Raw genomic sequence first — 13,531 nt, forward strand, 5'->3', positions numbered from 1 at the left:
AAAAACTTATATGAGTTCAGAAATAGCAAAAGAGGGCTAAAATTGAGATAATCCTTTAATAGTATAAAGATGCTGAGGTAACTTTAAACACCAAGCCGCCGGAACAACTTCTAATAACCACCAGTTAAAAAGCTCTCGTCTTCCTTGAGAACCCGGAAAAATAGCATAACCTTCTAAACAATCATCTATAATTTCTAAAATAGCCTCTTTTGCTTGTAAAGGATCAATTACCCGCAAGAGATTACGAAAAACATCTAAAGCTTCATCTATCGCCTGACAGCCTACAGAAATACTAGGAAATATTTCCTTAATAGGAATTTCTGAAAACTGGATTTTATTTTCTAAATATTTATCTAACCATTTATAAACTTCCTCTCAGACTTCGCTTTAGGGATATCTACCGGACTTTTTTTCTTAGAGATTGCCCCTATTCCAAAAGCTGTGCCATCTTTTAAATGAAGCTCAATGACTGTAACATTCCCTTTAGGAAACGGTTTATTGATATATTGTTTTCGGAGTGATTCGGCATCTAAACGAAGATTTTCTTTAAAATTTCTCATAACAGATTAATTATGAACTCTATTTCAAAGTAGTTCATAAATCAGCCGCCTCAAAAGTCAGGAGAATAAGTCTAAAACTATTTAACTTCTAGCCCCTGAGCATCTAATTACCTCATATCCGCGATCGCTCCTTTCGCCATCGAAGCAATTGCTTGATCCGTCGCCCTCGGTAAATGATAATATTTCCCGCCAGCTTTAGCCGCTAACTCCTTAGCAAACCCAGTAGAGACAAACTTTTTCTCTGTATCAATCACCAATAACTTCATCCCCAAGCCGCGAATTTTTGCGGCAATTTCTAACAACTCTGCTTTAATATCTGGCTTTTCCCCTTCTGCGGGGGGTTCACCCAAAGACTTCGCTAGAGGAATATTACCCCGTCCATCAGTAATGGCCACAATCACCACTTGACCAATATCCCCAGACATCTTAGCATTCATTCCCACATGAACCGCCTGAGTTAACCCATGAGATAAAGGAGAACCGCCGCCACAGGGTAAACTTTCTAAGCGTCTCTTGGCTAAGGCAATGGATCTTGTCGGAGGTAATAAAACATCAGCTTTTTCTCCTCGGAAGGGAATTAAAGCCACCTGATCGCGGTTTTCATAGGCTTCTGTTAATAATCGCATCACGGCACCTTTAGCTGACTGCATACGGTTTAAGGCCATTGATCCAGAGGCATCCACCACAAACACAATTAAGGCCCCGGCTTTTCTGGCTAAGCGTTTAGAACGGATATCTCCTTGTTCGACAATAACGTTTCGTTCTGGATGACGCAACCGTCTGGCTTTTTGATAAGGCGCTGCCGCGCGTAGAGTAGCATCAACGGCAATCCGTCTTACCTTGCCTTTAGGTAACATAGGTTTAACATAACGTCCCCGATCTTCAGAAAAAATTAAGCTGCGGCTGCCGGATTTCCCCTGTCTTTGGGCCATCTGAGTAAAATAAAGAACACTCGGGTCTAATAAAACCCCTTCGACATCAAAGATAAATTCATCCGGAATCCCATCCGGTTCTTGTTCGGGTTCTTCTTTATTCTCGTCTTCGGGTTCGTCTTGGTCTTGTTGAGACTCATCTTGAGGGGGTTCGGGCGGCGGCGGCGGGGGCGGGGTTTGTTGTTGTTCTGGGGGTCTTTCGGTAATGATAGAACGGGGAATAATCACTAATTCTACTGCCCGTCTTAGGTCTTCTGCGCTTACGGTATTACGTCCATCTAGGGCGGCTGATGCTTTGGCTACCCGCACCGCAAAAATTTCGGCCCGATGTCCCTGTACTCCCCCTCTGATGGCTTCTTCCACTAAATAGGCGATCTGATCGTGGGTAATGGTCACCTCTTTAAGCCATTCCCGCGCCAAAATAATTTGGGTTCTCAGGTCGTCTATTTCTTCGTTATACTGCTCAATAAAGGCTTGAGGTGAGTTAGAGAATCCTATCGCCCGATCCACTGCCTGTAAGCGCTGATCTAAGGCTAATACCCCATCTGCCGATAACGCGATGGCAATTCTATCTAATAAATGTTCTCTTAAGGGTCCTTCTTCGGGGTTATAAGTGGCGATCAGCAGAGGTTTACAGGGATGCTGAAAACTGAGTCCTTCTCGTTCTATGGTGTTTCTGCCTTCGCTTAAAACTGTTAGCAGTTGGTTAGCAATTTGATCATCGAGGAGATTGATTTCATCTATATATAGTACCCCTCGGTGCGCGGATGCCAAGAGTCCAGGCTGAAAAACTGCCTCACCTCGTTTGACAGACTCTTCTACATCCACCGAACCTAATAAGCGGTCTTCGGTCACTCCAATGGGAATTTGAATAAACGGAGCGGCTATAATTTCTTTAGGTAGCTCAGGAATATCAGTATTACTGTATTGCTCTTGGGTGTGATCATCCCACTCATCCGGCTTAGTGGGGTCACAGTTAAAGGGGTTATCTTTAATAATTTCAATCGGCGGCAATAAAGAATGAATTGCCCGCGCCATTACTGATTTGGCTGTGCCCCGACGACCCGCGATCACCACTCCTCCTAGTCCTGGGTCAACCCCTGTTAACAGCAAAGCAAGTTTGATCGCTTCTTGTCCGACAACAGCCGTGAGCGGAAAATTGATTTTAGCTAGGGTGGGAGTAAGGGAAGGCATAAGTCAAGATTGGGTTTACTCGTGTAATTGCGCCCCTTCCAGTTTAGAACACATTGGGGCCTTCTGTTTTTATGCCTTGCCCAAAGCTCGGTTAAAATATAAAGAAATATTGCTTCCTGCGAAAATTTAAGTTACATTTATTATCAATAGCTTGACTAAAATCACATCAACTAATAAGGAGATCCTACTATGGAAAAGCAAGAAAACAAATTCGGTTTCACCAGCTTCGCTGAAAACTGGAATGGTCGCCTTGCTATGCTAGGCTTCGTGATCGGAATCCTAACCGAGTTATTAACCGGTAAAGGAATTCTCTCTCAGCTAGGGTTAATGTAAGTGAAACCTTTAATCACTGCCGATAATGCCATAACGAAAGGGCACAGCAATGCTATGCCCCTCCTGAATTGACTCATTAGCTTGATCATTTAGATATGGATGGAGTAAAACCCGTCCATATTTCTATTTATTATATAGCAAAATTATTATGGGCATAGCCAAAGCTACGCCCTAAGTTCAGAATATATTAAGCTTGCCGAATAGCATAGTGCTGTTCAGGAACCGGATAACCCGCTTCTCCACAGGTTTCACGAATCACGCGATTAGTGTCAAAATAAACCTGCCAATAATCTTGGTTATGGCAATAAGGACGCACGCAAAGAATCGGCCCTGCTATATTTAACTCTAGAATCTCTATATCTGGAGCCGGATTCATCAAAACATTGGGAATTCGACTAACTTGCTCACGCAATCTCGCCATAGCCTCTAGATGATTTACCCCATGATGCAATTGAGCCACTAAGTCAACCCGACGGTAGGCATTAGCTGAGAAATTTTGGATATTATCAGAAGATATTTTGCTGTTAGCAACAATAGTTTTAACATTGTCTGGGGTGTTGAGGGTGGTGACAAACAGTCCAATTTCTTCAACGGTTCCTGTGACACCGCCAGCACAAATAAAGTCACCCACATTAAAAGGTCGGAAAAAGATCAAGAAAACGCCTGATGCAAAATTAGCCAGCATACCACTCCAAGCCGCCCCAATGGCTACACCTGCGCCCGCTAATAAAGCGGCAAAGGAAGCGGTTTCAACCCCAAAAAAGCCTAGAATAGCTACCACTAAAATAACTTGTAGGATAACTGCTAGAACAGAGGTAACGTAGCTAATAAAAGTAGAGTCAACACGACTGTTCTTTTTGAGACTCCTTCCAACGATCCCAACACCGAAACTGATCAACCGTCGTCCTACGAACCACAGTAAAATAGCTCCTATTAACTTAAAGACAAAAGCGGTTAATACAGTAACCACCGTGTTCAAAAACTCAGTCAGGGTATCCGGCGTTAGATTAATTTGACTAATCTGAGATGGGTCCATAAGTTTGACTTTTCACTCCTCAGTGTATTAAAGGTTTATGGCCTGAATTGTATCCTTTCTCAGGAAAGAAGAGTTAGTTAGGAAAAAAAAACAATTATTTAGTTTATTTAGGCTAAATTATCGATTAAAAGCCGTTAATATCTAAATTACTTCACAAATCTCTCTATCTTCTCCTCTCTACCCCCTCCAAAATAATCTTCAAAAAATACTTGACATTATAGGGATAGTGTTTGTTAATATAAACAAGGCGACATCAATGGGGTGTAGCCAAGCGGTAAGGCAGCGGGTTTTGGTCCCGCCATTCCTAGGTTCGAATCCTAGCACCCCAGTTTATTACAAGCAATCAAACTTAGCTTTCTAGGCAAAGAGACGTTTTGAGGCCAACATGGCTAAAAGCGAGGCAAGCGGCATCGGAAATAGATTGACAAGAATTTATTAGCCATTATAAATTCTGACAGTTGTTGTGGGTATATTCAGATTAAGAGCCTAAAAAGTTATGTAAGTTGAGGCATTCTAGAAACTATCCATGAAAATTCCTAACCCACAAGAGTTTGAAAGTCAACCAGAACCTCAAAACACTTCTGGACCTCATAAAAGACTCAAAGTAACCGTTTATGAACCTGAAAGCCGGCTGAGTCACCCTTTCCAGTTATTACAAGAAATGTGGTTTGACTTATTTAGTTCCCGAGAGTTAGCTTGGCAATTGTTAATTCGGGATATTAGCGCCCAATACCGTCAGTCTTTTCTAGGAATATTATGGGCCTTCATTCCGCCAGTGATCACCGCTCTTGCTTTAACTGCCCTGAAGAATTCGAGAATTATTAACCTCGGACACACGGATATTCCTTATCCTGTCTATGTGATGTTTAGCATGAGTTTATGGCAGCTTTTTTCGGATTCGGTCAATGGAATTCTCATCTCAACAAAATTAGCTAGAACTATGTTAGCTAAAATTAAAGTTTCTCCTGAAGCGTTTATTGTCGCTAAGTTAGGGAACATCGCCTTTAGTTTTGGCATTCAGCTAATTTTAATTATATTTTTATTTATTTGGTATAAAGTTGAGGTCAGTTGGACATTGATTTTAGCACCAGTCGCTTTAATTCATTTACTGATGTTTGCCACAGCAATGGGTTTAATTCTAGGGCCAATCTCTGTTCTCTATGGAGATGTTACTAAAGCCATGACCTATATCATGCGCGGCTGGATCTTCGTAACACCCGTCTTATATCCTATGCCAGAACACGGACTGTGGGCTATTATCGTTAGATTAAATCCTGTTACTCCTTTATTAATAACCGTTCGGGAATTAGTCATCAGTGGAAATTTATCTCATCCTACGGAATTTTGGATAGCCAGTGTTATCTCTTTTATCGGTTTAATTTTTGGCTGGATATTTTATCATATTTCCATGCCAATTTTGACCGAAAGAGCCACTTCTTAAAAAGACCAAAATTTCCTCAGATAATTATCAGATTTTCGTGAATAAATTAGGCGATAAAGGAGAGATAGTAGCCATGACGGATGAAGTTTTAATTCAAGTTGATCATGTTTCGAAAAAGTTTTGTCAAAGATTCAGAAAGTCATTATATTATGGGATGCAAGATTTAGCCTTAGAATTAATAGGCAGTAAGGAAGAACATAAACTCCGCTCCGGTGAATTTTGGTCTGTAAGTGATGTGTCTTTTAACTTGAAACGAGGAGAATGTTTAGGACTGATTGGCCCTAATGGCTCAGGAAAAAGTACCCTATTAAAAATGATTAATGGATTGATAAAGCCCGATCGCGGAAGAATAGAAGTACGCGGTAGAGTAGGAGCTTTAATTGAATTAGGAGCAGGGTTTAATCCGATTTTAACGGGACGCGAAAATATTTATGCCAACGGGACAATTCTCGGTTTGACAATAGCTGAAATCGACAGCAAATTAGATGCTATCATCGAGTTTGCCGAGATCGAAGAATTTATTGATACCCCCATACAAAACTATAGCTCAGGGATGAAGGTAAGACTGGGATTTGCTGTAGCCGCCCACATGGAACCGGATGTTTTAATTATTGACGAAGTTTTGGCAGTGGGAGACGTAGGTTTTCGAGCCAAGTGTTTTAATGCTATCTATCAAATGATTAAAAAAGCCGCCGTCGTGATGGTAACTCACCAACTCCCCCAAGTGTCGAGAGTCTGTTCTGATATTATCGTTCTCAATCAAGGTAAGTGTGAATTTCAAGGAAAAGATGTTGCTAAAGGAATTGATATTTTTTACACTTATTTTAAAGGAGAAAAAGGAACAATAGGGGGAAATGGTAAAGCCACTATTTATGACGTGGACTTTGAATGTCAAGGAAAACGAGGCATTGACTCGATCAATTATTTAGATGAGTTATCAGTCTGTATTGATTTTGAGGTAGATTCAGATATTGAAGCCGTTAGTATCGCTGTGGGATTTTTGACTCCAGAATTACAACACGCGGCTCAGTGTGTCTCTTTGTATAATAATTTTCAAATTATTAATACTGGAGAAAGAATGCAAGTGGTTGTCAATTTAGGGCAGATTAACTTTAATCCGGGATCTTATGCTTTGGAAATACTGATTAATGAAGTTCAACATAGAAACTTGGGAGAAATATTAATTAGAAGCCAAAATCTTAAAAAAATTAGGGTGGCGGCGGGTTTTTATAGTCAAGTTCCCATTCAAATGCAGGGAAATTGGCAAGTTTTGTTTTAATTATTCTGATTTGTGGCTTCCCATAAATGTTTGAGTAAAGTGTCTTGAGACAGAGGCCCTTTGATATGACTCCAAGGTAGCACTTGATTAGTTTTCCAATCATCATGGACATAATAATCAAAATCAGGTAATTTTCCTCGGAGTTCTTTAAATGCTCTTTTATAACTCCCTACAGTATCTCCATATTCTCGAGTTAATTCTAATACCTGAGATACACGACGATCCCCCCTAGATATCAACGCCTGAATGACTGACCAATTATAACTTTCAGGACGAAATTCAATTCCTTGTGAGCGCAGTTGTTTTTCTAACCCCTTTAACCGTTTTTTTGCTTCTCGGTTAACTCCAAACCATTGAAAAGGTGTGTGAGATTTAGGTACAAATGTACTGCATCCGAGGGTTAATCGTAATCCAGGAGCAGTTTTTTTAACGTCTAAAAGCATTTTTACCGTCTCTTCTACATCGGTGTCTTCCTCTCCTGGTAAACCCACCATCCCATAAAATTTAATGCCTTTTAACCCTCCCGCTTTAGCATTAACGGCGGCTTGAATAATTTCGGAGTTGCTCAGTTTTTTATTAATCATTTTGCGGATTTTTTCTGAGCCGCTTTCTACCGCAATGGTGATCGAACGGGTATCTTTTTTAGCTAAAGTTGACGCTAATTTTTCGGTGACAGTATTGGTTCTAACAGAGGCAATACTTAAGCGAATTGGATCATATTGAGGTTGATTCAAATAGTCTAATAAAGCCTCAAACTCGGGATGTTGGGTCACCGATGCTCCCAGTAACCCCAGTCTATCGGTAACTTTTAATCCTTTTTCTATGGCGGGAATTAAAGAACTTTCTAAACTGGCTGTGCGAAAGGGTAAAGTAAGATAACTCGCTAAACAGAAGCGGCACATTTCAGGACAACTTCGCACCACTTCTACCATATAAATATTTTCCCAAGCCGCTTTGGAAGTAACCAGCGTTGAGGCCGATAAAGTATTGCCCCGATAGGTTTGCTTTTGAACCGGAAAAGGAATATCTAATAAAGGTTCAATAGACTTTATTTCCCCATCTGCACTACAGTAAGTGACCTCATATAAACTCGGAATATAAACCCCAGGCACTTTAGCCAAATGTTGTAATTGAGTTTGACGGTCCGCTTTTCTAACTTCTTTGTAAGCATCGAGAAAATTATCCAGTAAATTTTCTCCATCTCCGAGCAGAATGAGGTCAAAAAATTGGGCAAACGGTTCTGGGTTAGCGGTTAATACTGGGCCGCCACCAAACACTAGAGGATGATTTTCTGAGCGTTTTTCAGCACGGATAGGAATATTTAAAAGTTCCAAGAGATTGAGAATATTCACATAGTCTAATTCCCAGGAAAAGGAAAAGCCCAACAGTTCCGGATTTCTGGGTAAAGATTCCTGAATATCCGTAAAAAGGCGGCTCACTTCTATATCTGAACGTAGCGCTAAGGTGGCCCAAATAATTTGATATCCTAGGCTAGTAATTCCTACGGAATATTCATTAGGAAAAGCGAAAATCACAGGGATGGCATCACTATGGGGAGAAGCCGGCGTAAATAAAAGGCGTTCTTCATCAAAAATAGTCATTAGTCGTTAGTTGTTAGTCGTTAGTTGTTAGTCATTAGTAGGGGCACAATGCTTGCGCCCATTAGTCATTAGTCATTAGTCGTTAGTTGTTAGTCAGAGCGTTTTTTAACCCTTTCCCTACTGCTTATTTCCTAGTCATTGGTCGTCCTAAATTTTGCTCTATTAGCACCTTAATCAATTTTGTTTCTTTGGGTTTTTCGAGTTTCCCTATTTTAAATCCCACTAATAACTAATGACTAGGGCTAATGACTAATGACTAATGACTAATGACTAATGACTAATGACTATCTACTAAATAAGTATAGCGTCTCAGACTTCGCTCATAATCTTGCAGTAAAAGTTGAGCTTCCTCTAGGGTAATTCGATTATCTTGTAAAGCTTGTTCAGTCCGATGACGAATCGTTTCTAATAAATCTTCGCCATTATATTGAACATAGCCTAACACTTCAGTAATCGTATCTCCTTTGACTAGATATTCTATTTGATGACCTTTCGGATTCATTTTAATATGAACCACATTGGTGTCACCAAATAAATTGTGCAAGTTGCCCATAATCTCTTGATAAGCTCCTACCAAAAACATTCCCAGATAATAAGGATCTTTTGAGTCAACATTATTGCTCGATGACTGTTCGGCTTTTAAAGGATGCAATTCTAGCACATCTTTGACATCCTTCAAATCAATAAACTTATCAATTTTGCCATCACTATCACAAGTTAAATCGGCTAAAATTCCCTTTTGGGTAGGTTCTTCGGTTAAGCGATGAATCGGCATAATGGGAAAGAGTTGATCGATGGCCCAAGCATCGGCGGCTGACTGGAATACCGAAAGATTCACATAATAAATAGAAGCCATGATTTTCTCTAAATCTTCCAAATCATCCGGCACATAATCTTGTTTTTTCACGATTTCGGAAATTTTTCCGCAACAAGCCCAATAAATTTCTTCAACTTTTGCTCGTTCTTTCAGGCTCAAATAGCCAAAGTTAAATAAACTAATAGCTTCTTCCTTAAATTGCATCGCATCGTGAAAAGTTTCTTGATAGTTTTCCTCATTAATTAAATTGTAAGTTTCTCGAATATTGCGGACAATTAAATGTTCTTTTTCCGTCCCAGGAAGCGAAGGAGTGCGGGGCACCTCACTGCTTCCCAGAACATCAAAAATTAACACCGAATGATGAGCGGTGATCGCCCGTCCACTTTCACTAATTAATACTGGCGCGGCAATATTTCGCTCTGCACAGGCTTCTTGTACCTCAGCGACAATATCATTAGCATAATTCTGCATATTGTAATTTTTGGAGACGTAAAAATTGGTTTTTGAGCCATCATAATCTACTCCTAAACCGCCTCCCACATCCAAATATTGCATCGAGGCACCTAAATTTACCAACTCGCCGTAAATTTGAGCCGCTTCTCGGATCGCGTCTTTAACCACAGTAATCGAGGAAATTTGAGAGCCTACATGATAATGAAGCAATTGTAAGCAATCTAGCATTTCTGATGCTTGTAAACGATGGACTACCGCTAGAATTTCCGGGATAGTTAAACCAAATTTAGCCCGCTCCCCGCTAGAATTACCCCATCGTCCTATGCCTTTGCTGCTTAATTTTGCCCGCACCCCTAAAATAGGTTTAATGCCAAATTGACGACTAATTTCTATGGCGATATCTACTTCTTTTAACTGTTCAATGACAATGATCGGTTTAAGTCCGATCCGAGTTGCTAATAGAGCCGTTTCGATATATTCTCGGTCTTTATAGCCGTTACAGATCAGCAAAGGGGATTGATTATTCTGTGGGTTTTCGGCAGGTTCTAGGGTGGCTAAAGCGATCATTAGCTCAGGTTTTGAGCCGGCTTCAAGTCCGAATTGAAAAGGTTTTCCGTAGCGTACCAAAGACTCGACAATGTGACGATGTTGGTTACATTTAATCGGATAAACGCCACGATACACATTCGGATAATTGTAACGAGCAATGGCCTTAGCAAAACAGGCATTGAGCCGCTCAATGCGATCCGCGAGAATATCGGAAAAACGAATCAGCAGAGGTAGTCCGATATTTCGCCGACGTAAAGATTCTACCAACTCATACAAATCTAATGAACCACCGCGATCACCTTCGGGGGATACCGTAACATGGCCTACGGTATTAATGGAAAAATAGGGTTCGCCCCATCCTTTAATGCGGTAAAGATGCTCGCTATCTTCGATGGTCCACTCAGTGGCTATTTCTTGCTGATCGCTTTTAGCAATTTCTCTTAGATTCTCTTGTAGAGCAATTTTTAAGTTTTCTGATTCTTGAGCTAATTTGGCTTTAGCCTGTCCGCCCATAATTTTTTTCTCTTGCTTGATATATAACGTCTGACGCTCAGCCGTGCCTAGGGCACAAAACTCCTATCAGATCATAGCATTATTTTTTCGGCGGTAGGGTTCACAAGTTGGCTTCGCTACCCTATGATACAATTTCAACAAACTTACTCGGTTTGAAATCAGATGCAACTGAGCCGCGTGGGGACTGGAACTCACTGTCGACTGACTCGTCTGTTGGAATTATCAAACCTATCTCAAATAGTTTTATATCTTTAATCTCACTCAAAACATTTATGAGAATTTTAGATTCAAAAGGACGTTTATTCGGTAAATTAAGTATTCTTGACTTAGGTGCGGCTTTAGTCATCCTCCTCGTAATTATTGGGATTTTTGTTGTTCCTGGCACATCAGGAACTAGCACTATCGCTCAAGTCGCCACAAAACCCATTGAAGTCGATGTGATTGTCCGAGGATTAAGTGTTTTAGATCCCGAGGCTTTGCTAAATCAGTTTCAAGAAGAAAAGAAAACTAATATTATTATTCGCAATCAACCCGCCGGACAACTCAACATTAAAACCGTTAATGCCTTACCGAGAAGAATTGCTGTACCTCAACCCGATGGTACGGTTAAAGCCTTAGAAGATCCCCGAAGAGAAACCGCCTATTCTCAAGATTTGATTATGACGCTTGCCGGTCAAGCCCAAATAACTGATACTGGGGCTGTAGTCGGTGGACAAAAAGTTAAAATTGGCACCACGATTGAGCTAGAAGGAAAAAATTATAACTTTAATACCAGCGTGATTCAAGTCCGCACATAACCCGCTTATTCAAGCTCAATCTTTTCCTAACAAGCATTCCTGATAACTTAACTTCGCCCTGGGAATGCTTTTTTTAAGCATAATTTGAACCTCTTAAAAAGCTAAACAGAAGCCAGCAAAAACCGATAAAATCGTCGCAAGTAAAGTAATAGTTAAAACTTCTCGATCTGCTTGTGTCATAGAATACATAAAAACCTGAATTTGTCAATACCACTTTTCTAGAATAGCCAAAAATTCTAGCCGCCTTCTGTGACTAGAGATAAATACAAAAAATCTGAAAGTGATTCCTGAAAATTTCCTCAAACATTAATCGAGTTTAGCTTGCCATTTAGCGAGGGCATTTTTGGCCATCTGATGAGCCGAAGTCCCCGCAGGCACTAATTTAGCTGTGGCGATGGCGCTTTGATAATCTCCTTGTTTGGCGCGAGAATTAGCCAGTCGATAAATTTTTTGACTCCATTGTTCAATTAACTCTTGAGCTTGCTTATAACCTGGCTCTGAGGAGCGGATTTGTCTTAAAATTGTAATCCCCTGATTGTAAGAAGAAGCTAACGCGGGTTGAATTAAGGCTTTTGCCCCATCTATCAAGGCTTGGTTAACTTGTTGTTGTTTGACTTGCACCTGCCAAGTTTCGATCGCCTTGAGTGCCGCGTTATAAACTTGCTTCTGTTGAGGAGGAACTAACTTAGCGGCTGCGATGGCATCCTGAAAATTCCCTTGTTTTGCCCTTCCTTGAGCAATATCTAAAATCATCTCACTCCAACGAGCCATTTTTTCTTGGGCTTCCTGATAAACAGGGGAAGATAAAGGAATTTTGCCGACTTCCTGGATTGCCCGATTAAAGCTAGAGGCTTGATTTTCCTTGAGATAAGTAGTAGCCTGCTTCAGCAACTCCCGTTGAGATTCAAGCTGTGCGGTTGAATATTGAAACGAGGATGTTAACTCTGGACTAGAATCAGGAGCCAGCAAGGTCCATCTAGCCCCATAAATGAGCAAAAATAAAACTAATAACACAAATACTCCCCCCAACCACAACCATTTTCCGTCATGAGGCGGCTCAATTTTTACAGATGAGGGCAGGAAGAATTGATAAGTCGTCATGGGTATTGTCTCTTCAGGTTCAGGCTGTGTCATGGTATGAGTCACCTCCAGAGCCGGAAGTAGGGGGAAATTAGGGGCACTCTTGTCTTCAATAGAGACATTAATCGCTGAAATAGGTTGGGGAACCGAACTTGTTGACGACTGTTTTAACGGCTCAAAATCCGATTGAGTTATGTCTAATTTTTCTCTTTGAATAGAAGCAAATAAAGATTGAGAACTAAAAGCGAGACTCGGACTAATGACGATCGGACTTAATACTAATTTTTCCCCAGAGAAACTAATAGAGGGTAGGCGATCTCCAAGATATTGAGCTAATTTGCTTAAGGTAATCTCTCGACGATAATAACGTAAAGCTTCTAACAGGGCAGAGGTAAAAATCCCTTGACTTAAGGTTGTTTCCGAAGACTGTCGTAGCGAAAAAATTAGCCCTATTTTCTTGTGTTTAGCTAAATTAATACTCTGCTGTCCGACTTTTGTCGGAGAACCTGAAAGGTAAAGATTGAGGATCACTAATATAGGACGGTCTGTTTGCTGCTGTAAGATGTCTAAGATAGTGCTGACACGAATACCCGTATGAGCAACATCTTGAGGGTTGCCATCAATGGGCATCAGATAATCTTCTCCCTGATAATTTAAGCCATAACCCAGGAAAAAAAACCATAATGGGGTATTTTGGGGGTTTAATCTGTCTATATTGTTCAGTTTTAACCAGTTTAATAAGTTATCTCCATTGGGATAAGCGGAAAGACCGCTAAAGGTACCAGAGGTATCACTCAGGAGCAATAGTTGCCGCTCGGGAATGTTTACCTCTTGTCTGAAAAACTGATAGATCGCTTTAGCATCCCCTTCACCGTGATTTAGTGGCGGGAAAAATTGATAACGACTAATGCCAATGACTAGGCATTGGTAACTCTCCATCTATTCC

The 13,531-nt window shown here is 40.6% G+C and carries 11 protein-coding genes and 1 tRNA gene; 5 read left to right on the forward strand and 7 right to left on the reverse strand.

Features of this window, described 5'->3' with window-relative positions; all coding sequences use genetic code 11:
* Positions 1-36 precede the first annotated feature (36 nt).
* The 3 genes from CYAN7822_RS05830 to bchD all read right to left on the reverse strand — a co-directional run bounded on the left by CYAN7822_RS05830 (position 37) and on the right by bchD (position 2,686).
* Complete coding sequence (locus CYAN7822_RS05830; RefSeq protein ID WP_049802503.1) at positions 37-237, reverse strand: hypothetical protein; 201 nt, start codon at positions 235-237, stop codon at positions 37-39.
* Positions 238-353: 116 nt separating this feature from the next.
* Positions 354-560: a hypothetical protein gene (locus CYAN7822_RS05835; RefSeq protein WP_013321312.1), complete on the reverse strand. Its 207-nt coding sequence runs from the start codon at positions 558-560 to the stop codon at positions 354-356.
* Positions 561-667: 107 nt separating this feature from the next.
* The gene (gene bchD / locus CYAN7822_RS05840) at positions 668-2,686 is read right to left on the reverse strand and encodes a magnesium chelatase ATPase subunit D (RefSeq protein WP_013321313.1); all 2,019 of its coding nucleotides are present in this window, start codon (positions 2,684-2,686) and stop codon (positions 668-670) included.
* A gap of 189 nt (positions 2,687-2,875) precedes the next feature.
* On the opposite strand from bchD, the gene CYAN7822_RS05845 reads away from it, so the two are divergent.
* Positions 2,876-3,019 (forward strand): high light inducible protein, encoded by a 144-nt coding sequence (locus tag CYAN7822_RS05845; RefSeq protein WP_013321314.1) that lies wholly within the window; start codon positions 2,876-2,878, stop codon positions 3,017-3,019.
* A gap of 187 nt (positions 3,020-3,206) precedes the next feature.
* On the opposite strand, the gene CYAN7822_RS05850 is transcribed toward CYAN7822_RS05845, so the two are convergent.
* The gene (locus CYAN7822_RS05850) at positions 3,207-4,055 is read right to left on the reverse strand and encodes a mechanosensitive ion channel family protein (protein ID WP_013321315.1); all 849 of its coding nucleotides are present in this window, start codon (positions 4,053-4,055) and stop codon (positions 3,207-3,209) included.
* Positions 4,056-4,312: 257 nt separating this feature from the next.
* On the opposite strand from CYAN7822_RS05850, the gene CYAN7822_RS05855 reads away from it, so the two are divergent.
* The 3 genes from CYAN7822_RS05855 to CYAN7822_RS05865 all read left to right on the forward strand — a co-directional run bounded on the left by CYAN7822_RS05855 (position 4,313) and on the right by CYAN7822_RS05865 (position 6,775).
* Positions 4,313-4,384: transfer RNA gene (locus CYAN7822_RS05855), tRNA-Gln, on the forward strand.
* 197 nt (positions 4,385-4,581) lie between these two features.
* Positions 4,582-5,496: an ABC transporter permease gene (locus CYAN7822_RS05860; protein ID WP_013321316.1), complete on the forward strand. Its 915-nt coding sequence runs from the start codon at positions 4,582-4,584 to the stop codon at positions 5,494-5,496.
* Between the two features lie 37 nt (positions 5,497-5,533).
* A complete protein-coding gene (locus tag CYAN7822_RS05865; RefSeq protein WP_245602700.1) occupies positions 5,534-6,775 on the forward strand; it encodes an ABC transporter ATP-binding protein in 1,242 nt (413 codons plus the stop codon).
* Here CYAN7822_RS05865 and CYAN7822_RS05870 read toward each other — a convergent pair.
* On the reverse strand, positions 6,772-8,376 hold the full coding sequence (locus CYAN7822_RS05870; RefSeq protein WP_013321318.1) for a B12-binding domain-containing radical SAM protein: 1,605 nt from the start codon (positions 8,374-8,376) through the stop codon (positions 6,772-6,774). The genes CYAN7822_RS05865 and CYAN7822_RS05870 overlap by 4 nt on opposite strands.
* Positions 8,377-8,653: 277 nt before the next feature.
* Entirely contained in the window at positions 8,654-10,708 is a 2,055-nt protein-coding gene (gene speA / locus CYAN7822_RS05875) for a biosynthetic arginine decarboxylase (protein WP_013321319.1), read from the reverse strand.
* Between the two features lie 272 nt (positions 10,709-10,980).
* Here speA and CYAN7822_RS05880 point away from each other — a divergent pair, with 272 nt between their 5' ends.
* On the forward strand, positions 10,981-11,505 hold the full coding sequence (locus CYAN7822_RS05880) for a DUF4330 domain-containing protein (RefSeq protein WP_013321320.1): 525 nt from the start codon (positions 10,981-10,983) through the stop codon (positions 11,503-11,505).
* Between the two features lie 306 nt (positions 11,506-11,811).
* Here CYAN7822_RS05880 and CYAN7822_RS05885 read toward each other — a convergent pair whose 3' ends face one another.
* On the reverse strand, positions 11,812-13,524 hold the full coding sequence (locus tag CYAN7822_RS05885; protein ID WP_013321322.1) for a caspase family protein: 1,713 nt from the start codon (positions 13,522-13,524) through the stop codon (positions 11,812-11,814).
* Positions 13,525-13,531 lie beyond the last annotated feature (7 nt).

This window comes from Gloeothece verrucosa PCC 7822, from assembly GCF_000147335.1.
GTDB lineage: Bacteria > Cyanobacteriota > Cyanobacteriia > Cyanobacteriales > Microcystaceae > Gloeothece > Gloeothece verrucosa.

Excerpts from the sequence above, each read along its gene's own strand:
- CYAN7822_RS05870 (WP_013321318.1), bottom strand. The coding sequence starts at position 8,376 with ATGACTATTTTTGATGAAGAACGCCTTTTATTTACGCCGGCTTCTCCC.
- bchD (WP_013321313.1), bottom strand. The coding sequence starts at position 2,686 with ATGCCTTCCCTTACTCCCACCCTAGCTAAAATCAATTTTCCGCTCACG.
- speA (WP_013321319.1), bottom strand. The coding sequence starts at position 10,708 with ATGGGCGGACAGGCTAAAGCCAAATTAGCTCAAGAATCAGAAAACTTA.
- CYAN7822_RS05885 (WP_013321322.1), bottom strand. The coding sequence starts at position 13,524 with ATGGAGAGTTACCAATGCCTAGTCATTGGCATTAGTCGTTATCAATTT.
- CYAN7822_RS05880 (WP_013321320.1), top strand. The coding sequence starts at position 10,981 with ATGAGAATTTTAGATTCAAAAGGACGTTTATTCGGTAAATTAAGTATT.
- CYAN7822_RS05845 (WP_013321314.1), top strand. The coding sequence starts at position 2,876 with ATGGAAAAGCAAGAAAACAAATTCGGTTTCACCAGCTTCGCTGAAAAC.
- CYAN7822_RS05850 (WP_013321315.1), bottom strand. The coding sequence starts at position 4,055 with ATGGACCCATCTCAGATTAGTCAAATTAATCTAACGCCGGATACCCTG.
- CYAN7822_RS05835 (WP_013321312.1), bottom strand. The coding sequence starts at position 560 with ATGAGAAATTTTAAAGAAAATCTTCGTTTAGATGCCGAATCACTCCGA.
- CYAN7822_RS05860 (WP_013321316.1), top strand. The coding sequence starts at position 4,582 with ATGAAAATTCCTAACCCACAAGAGTTTGAAAGTCAACCAGAACCTCAA.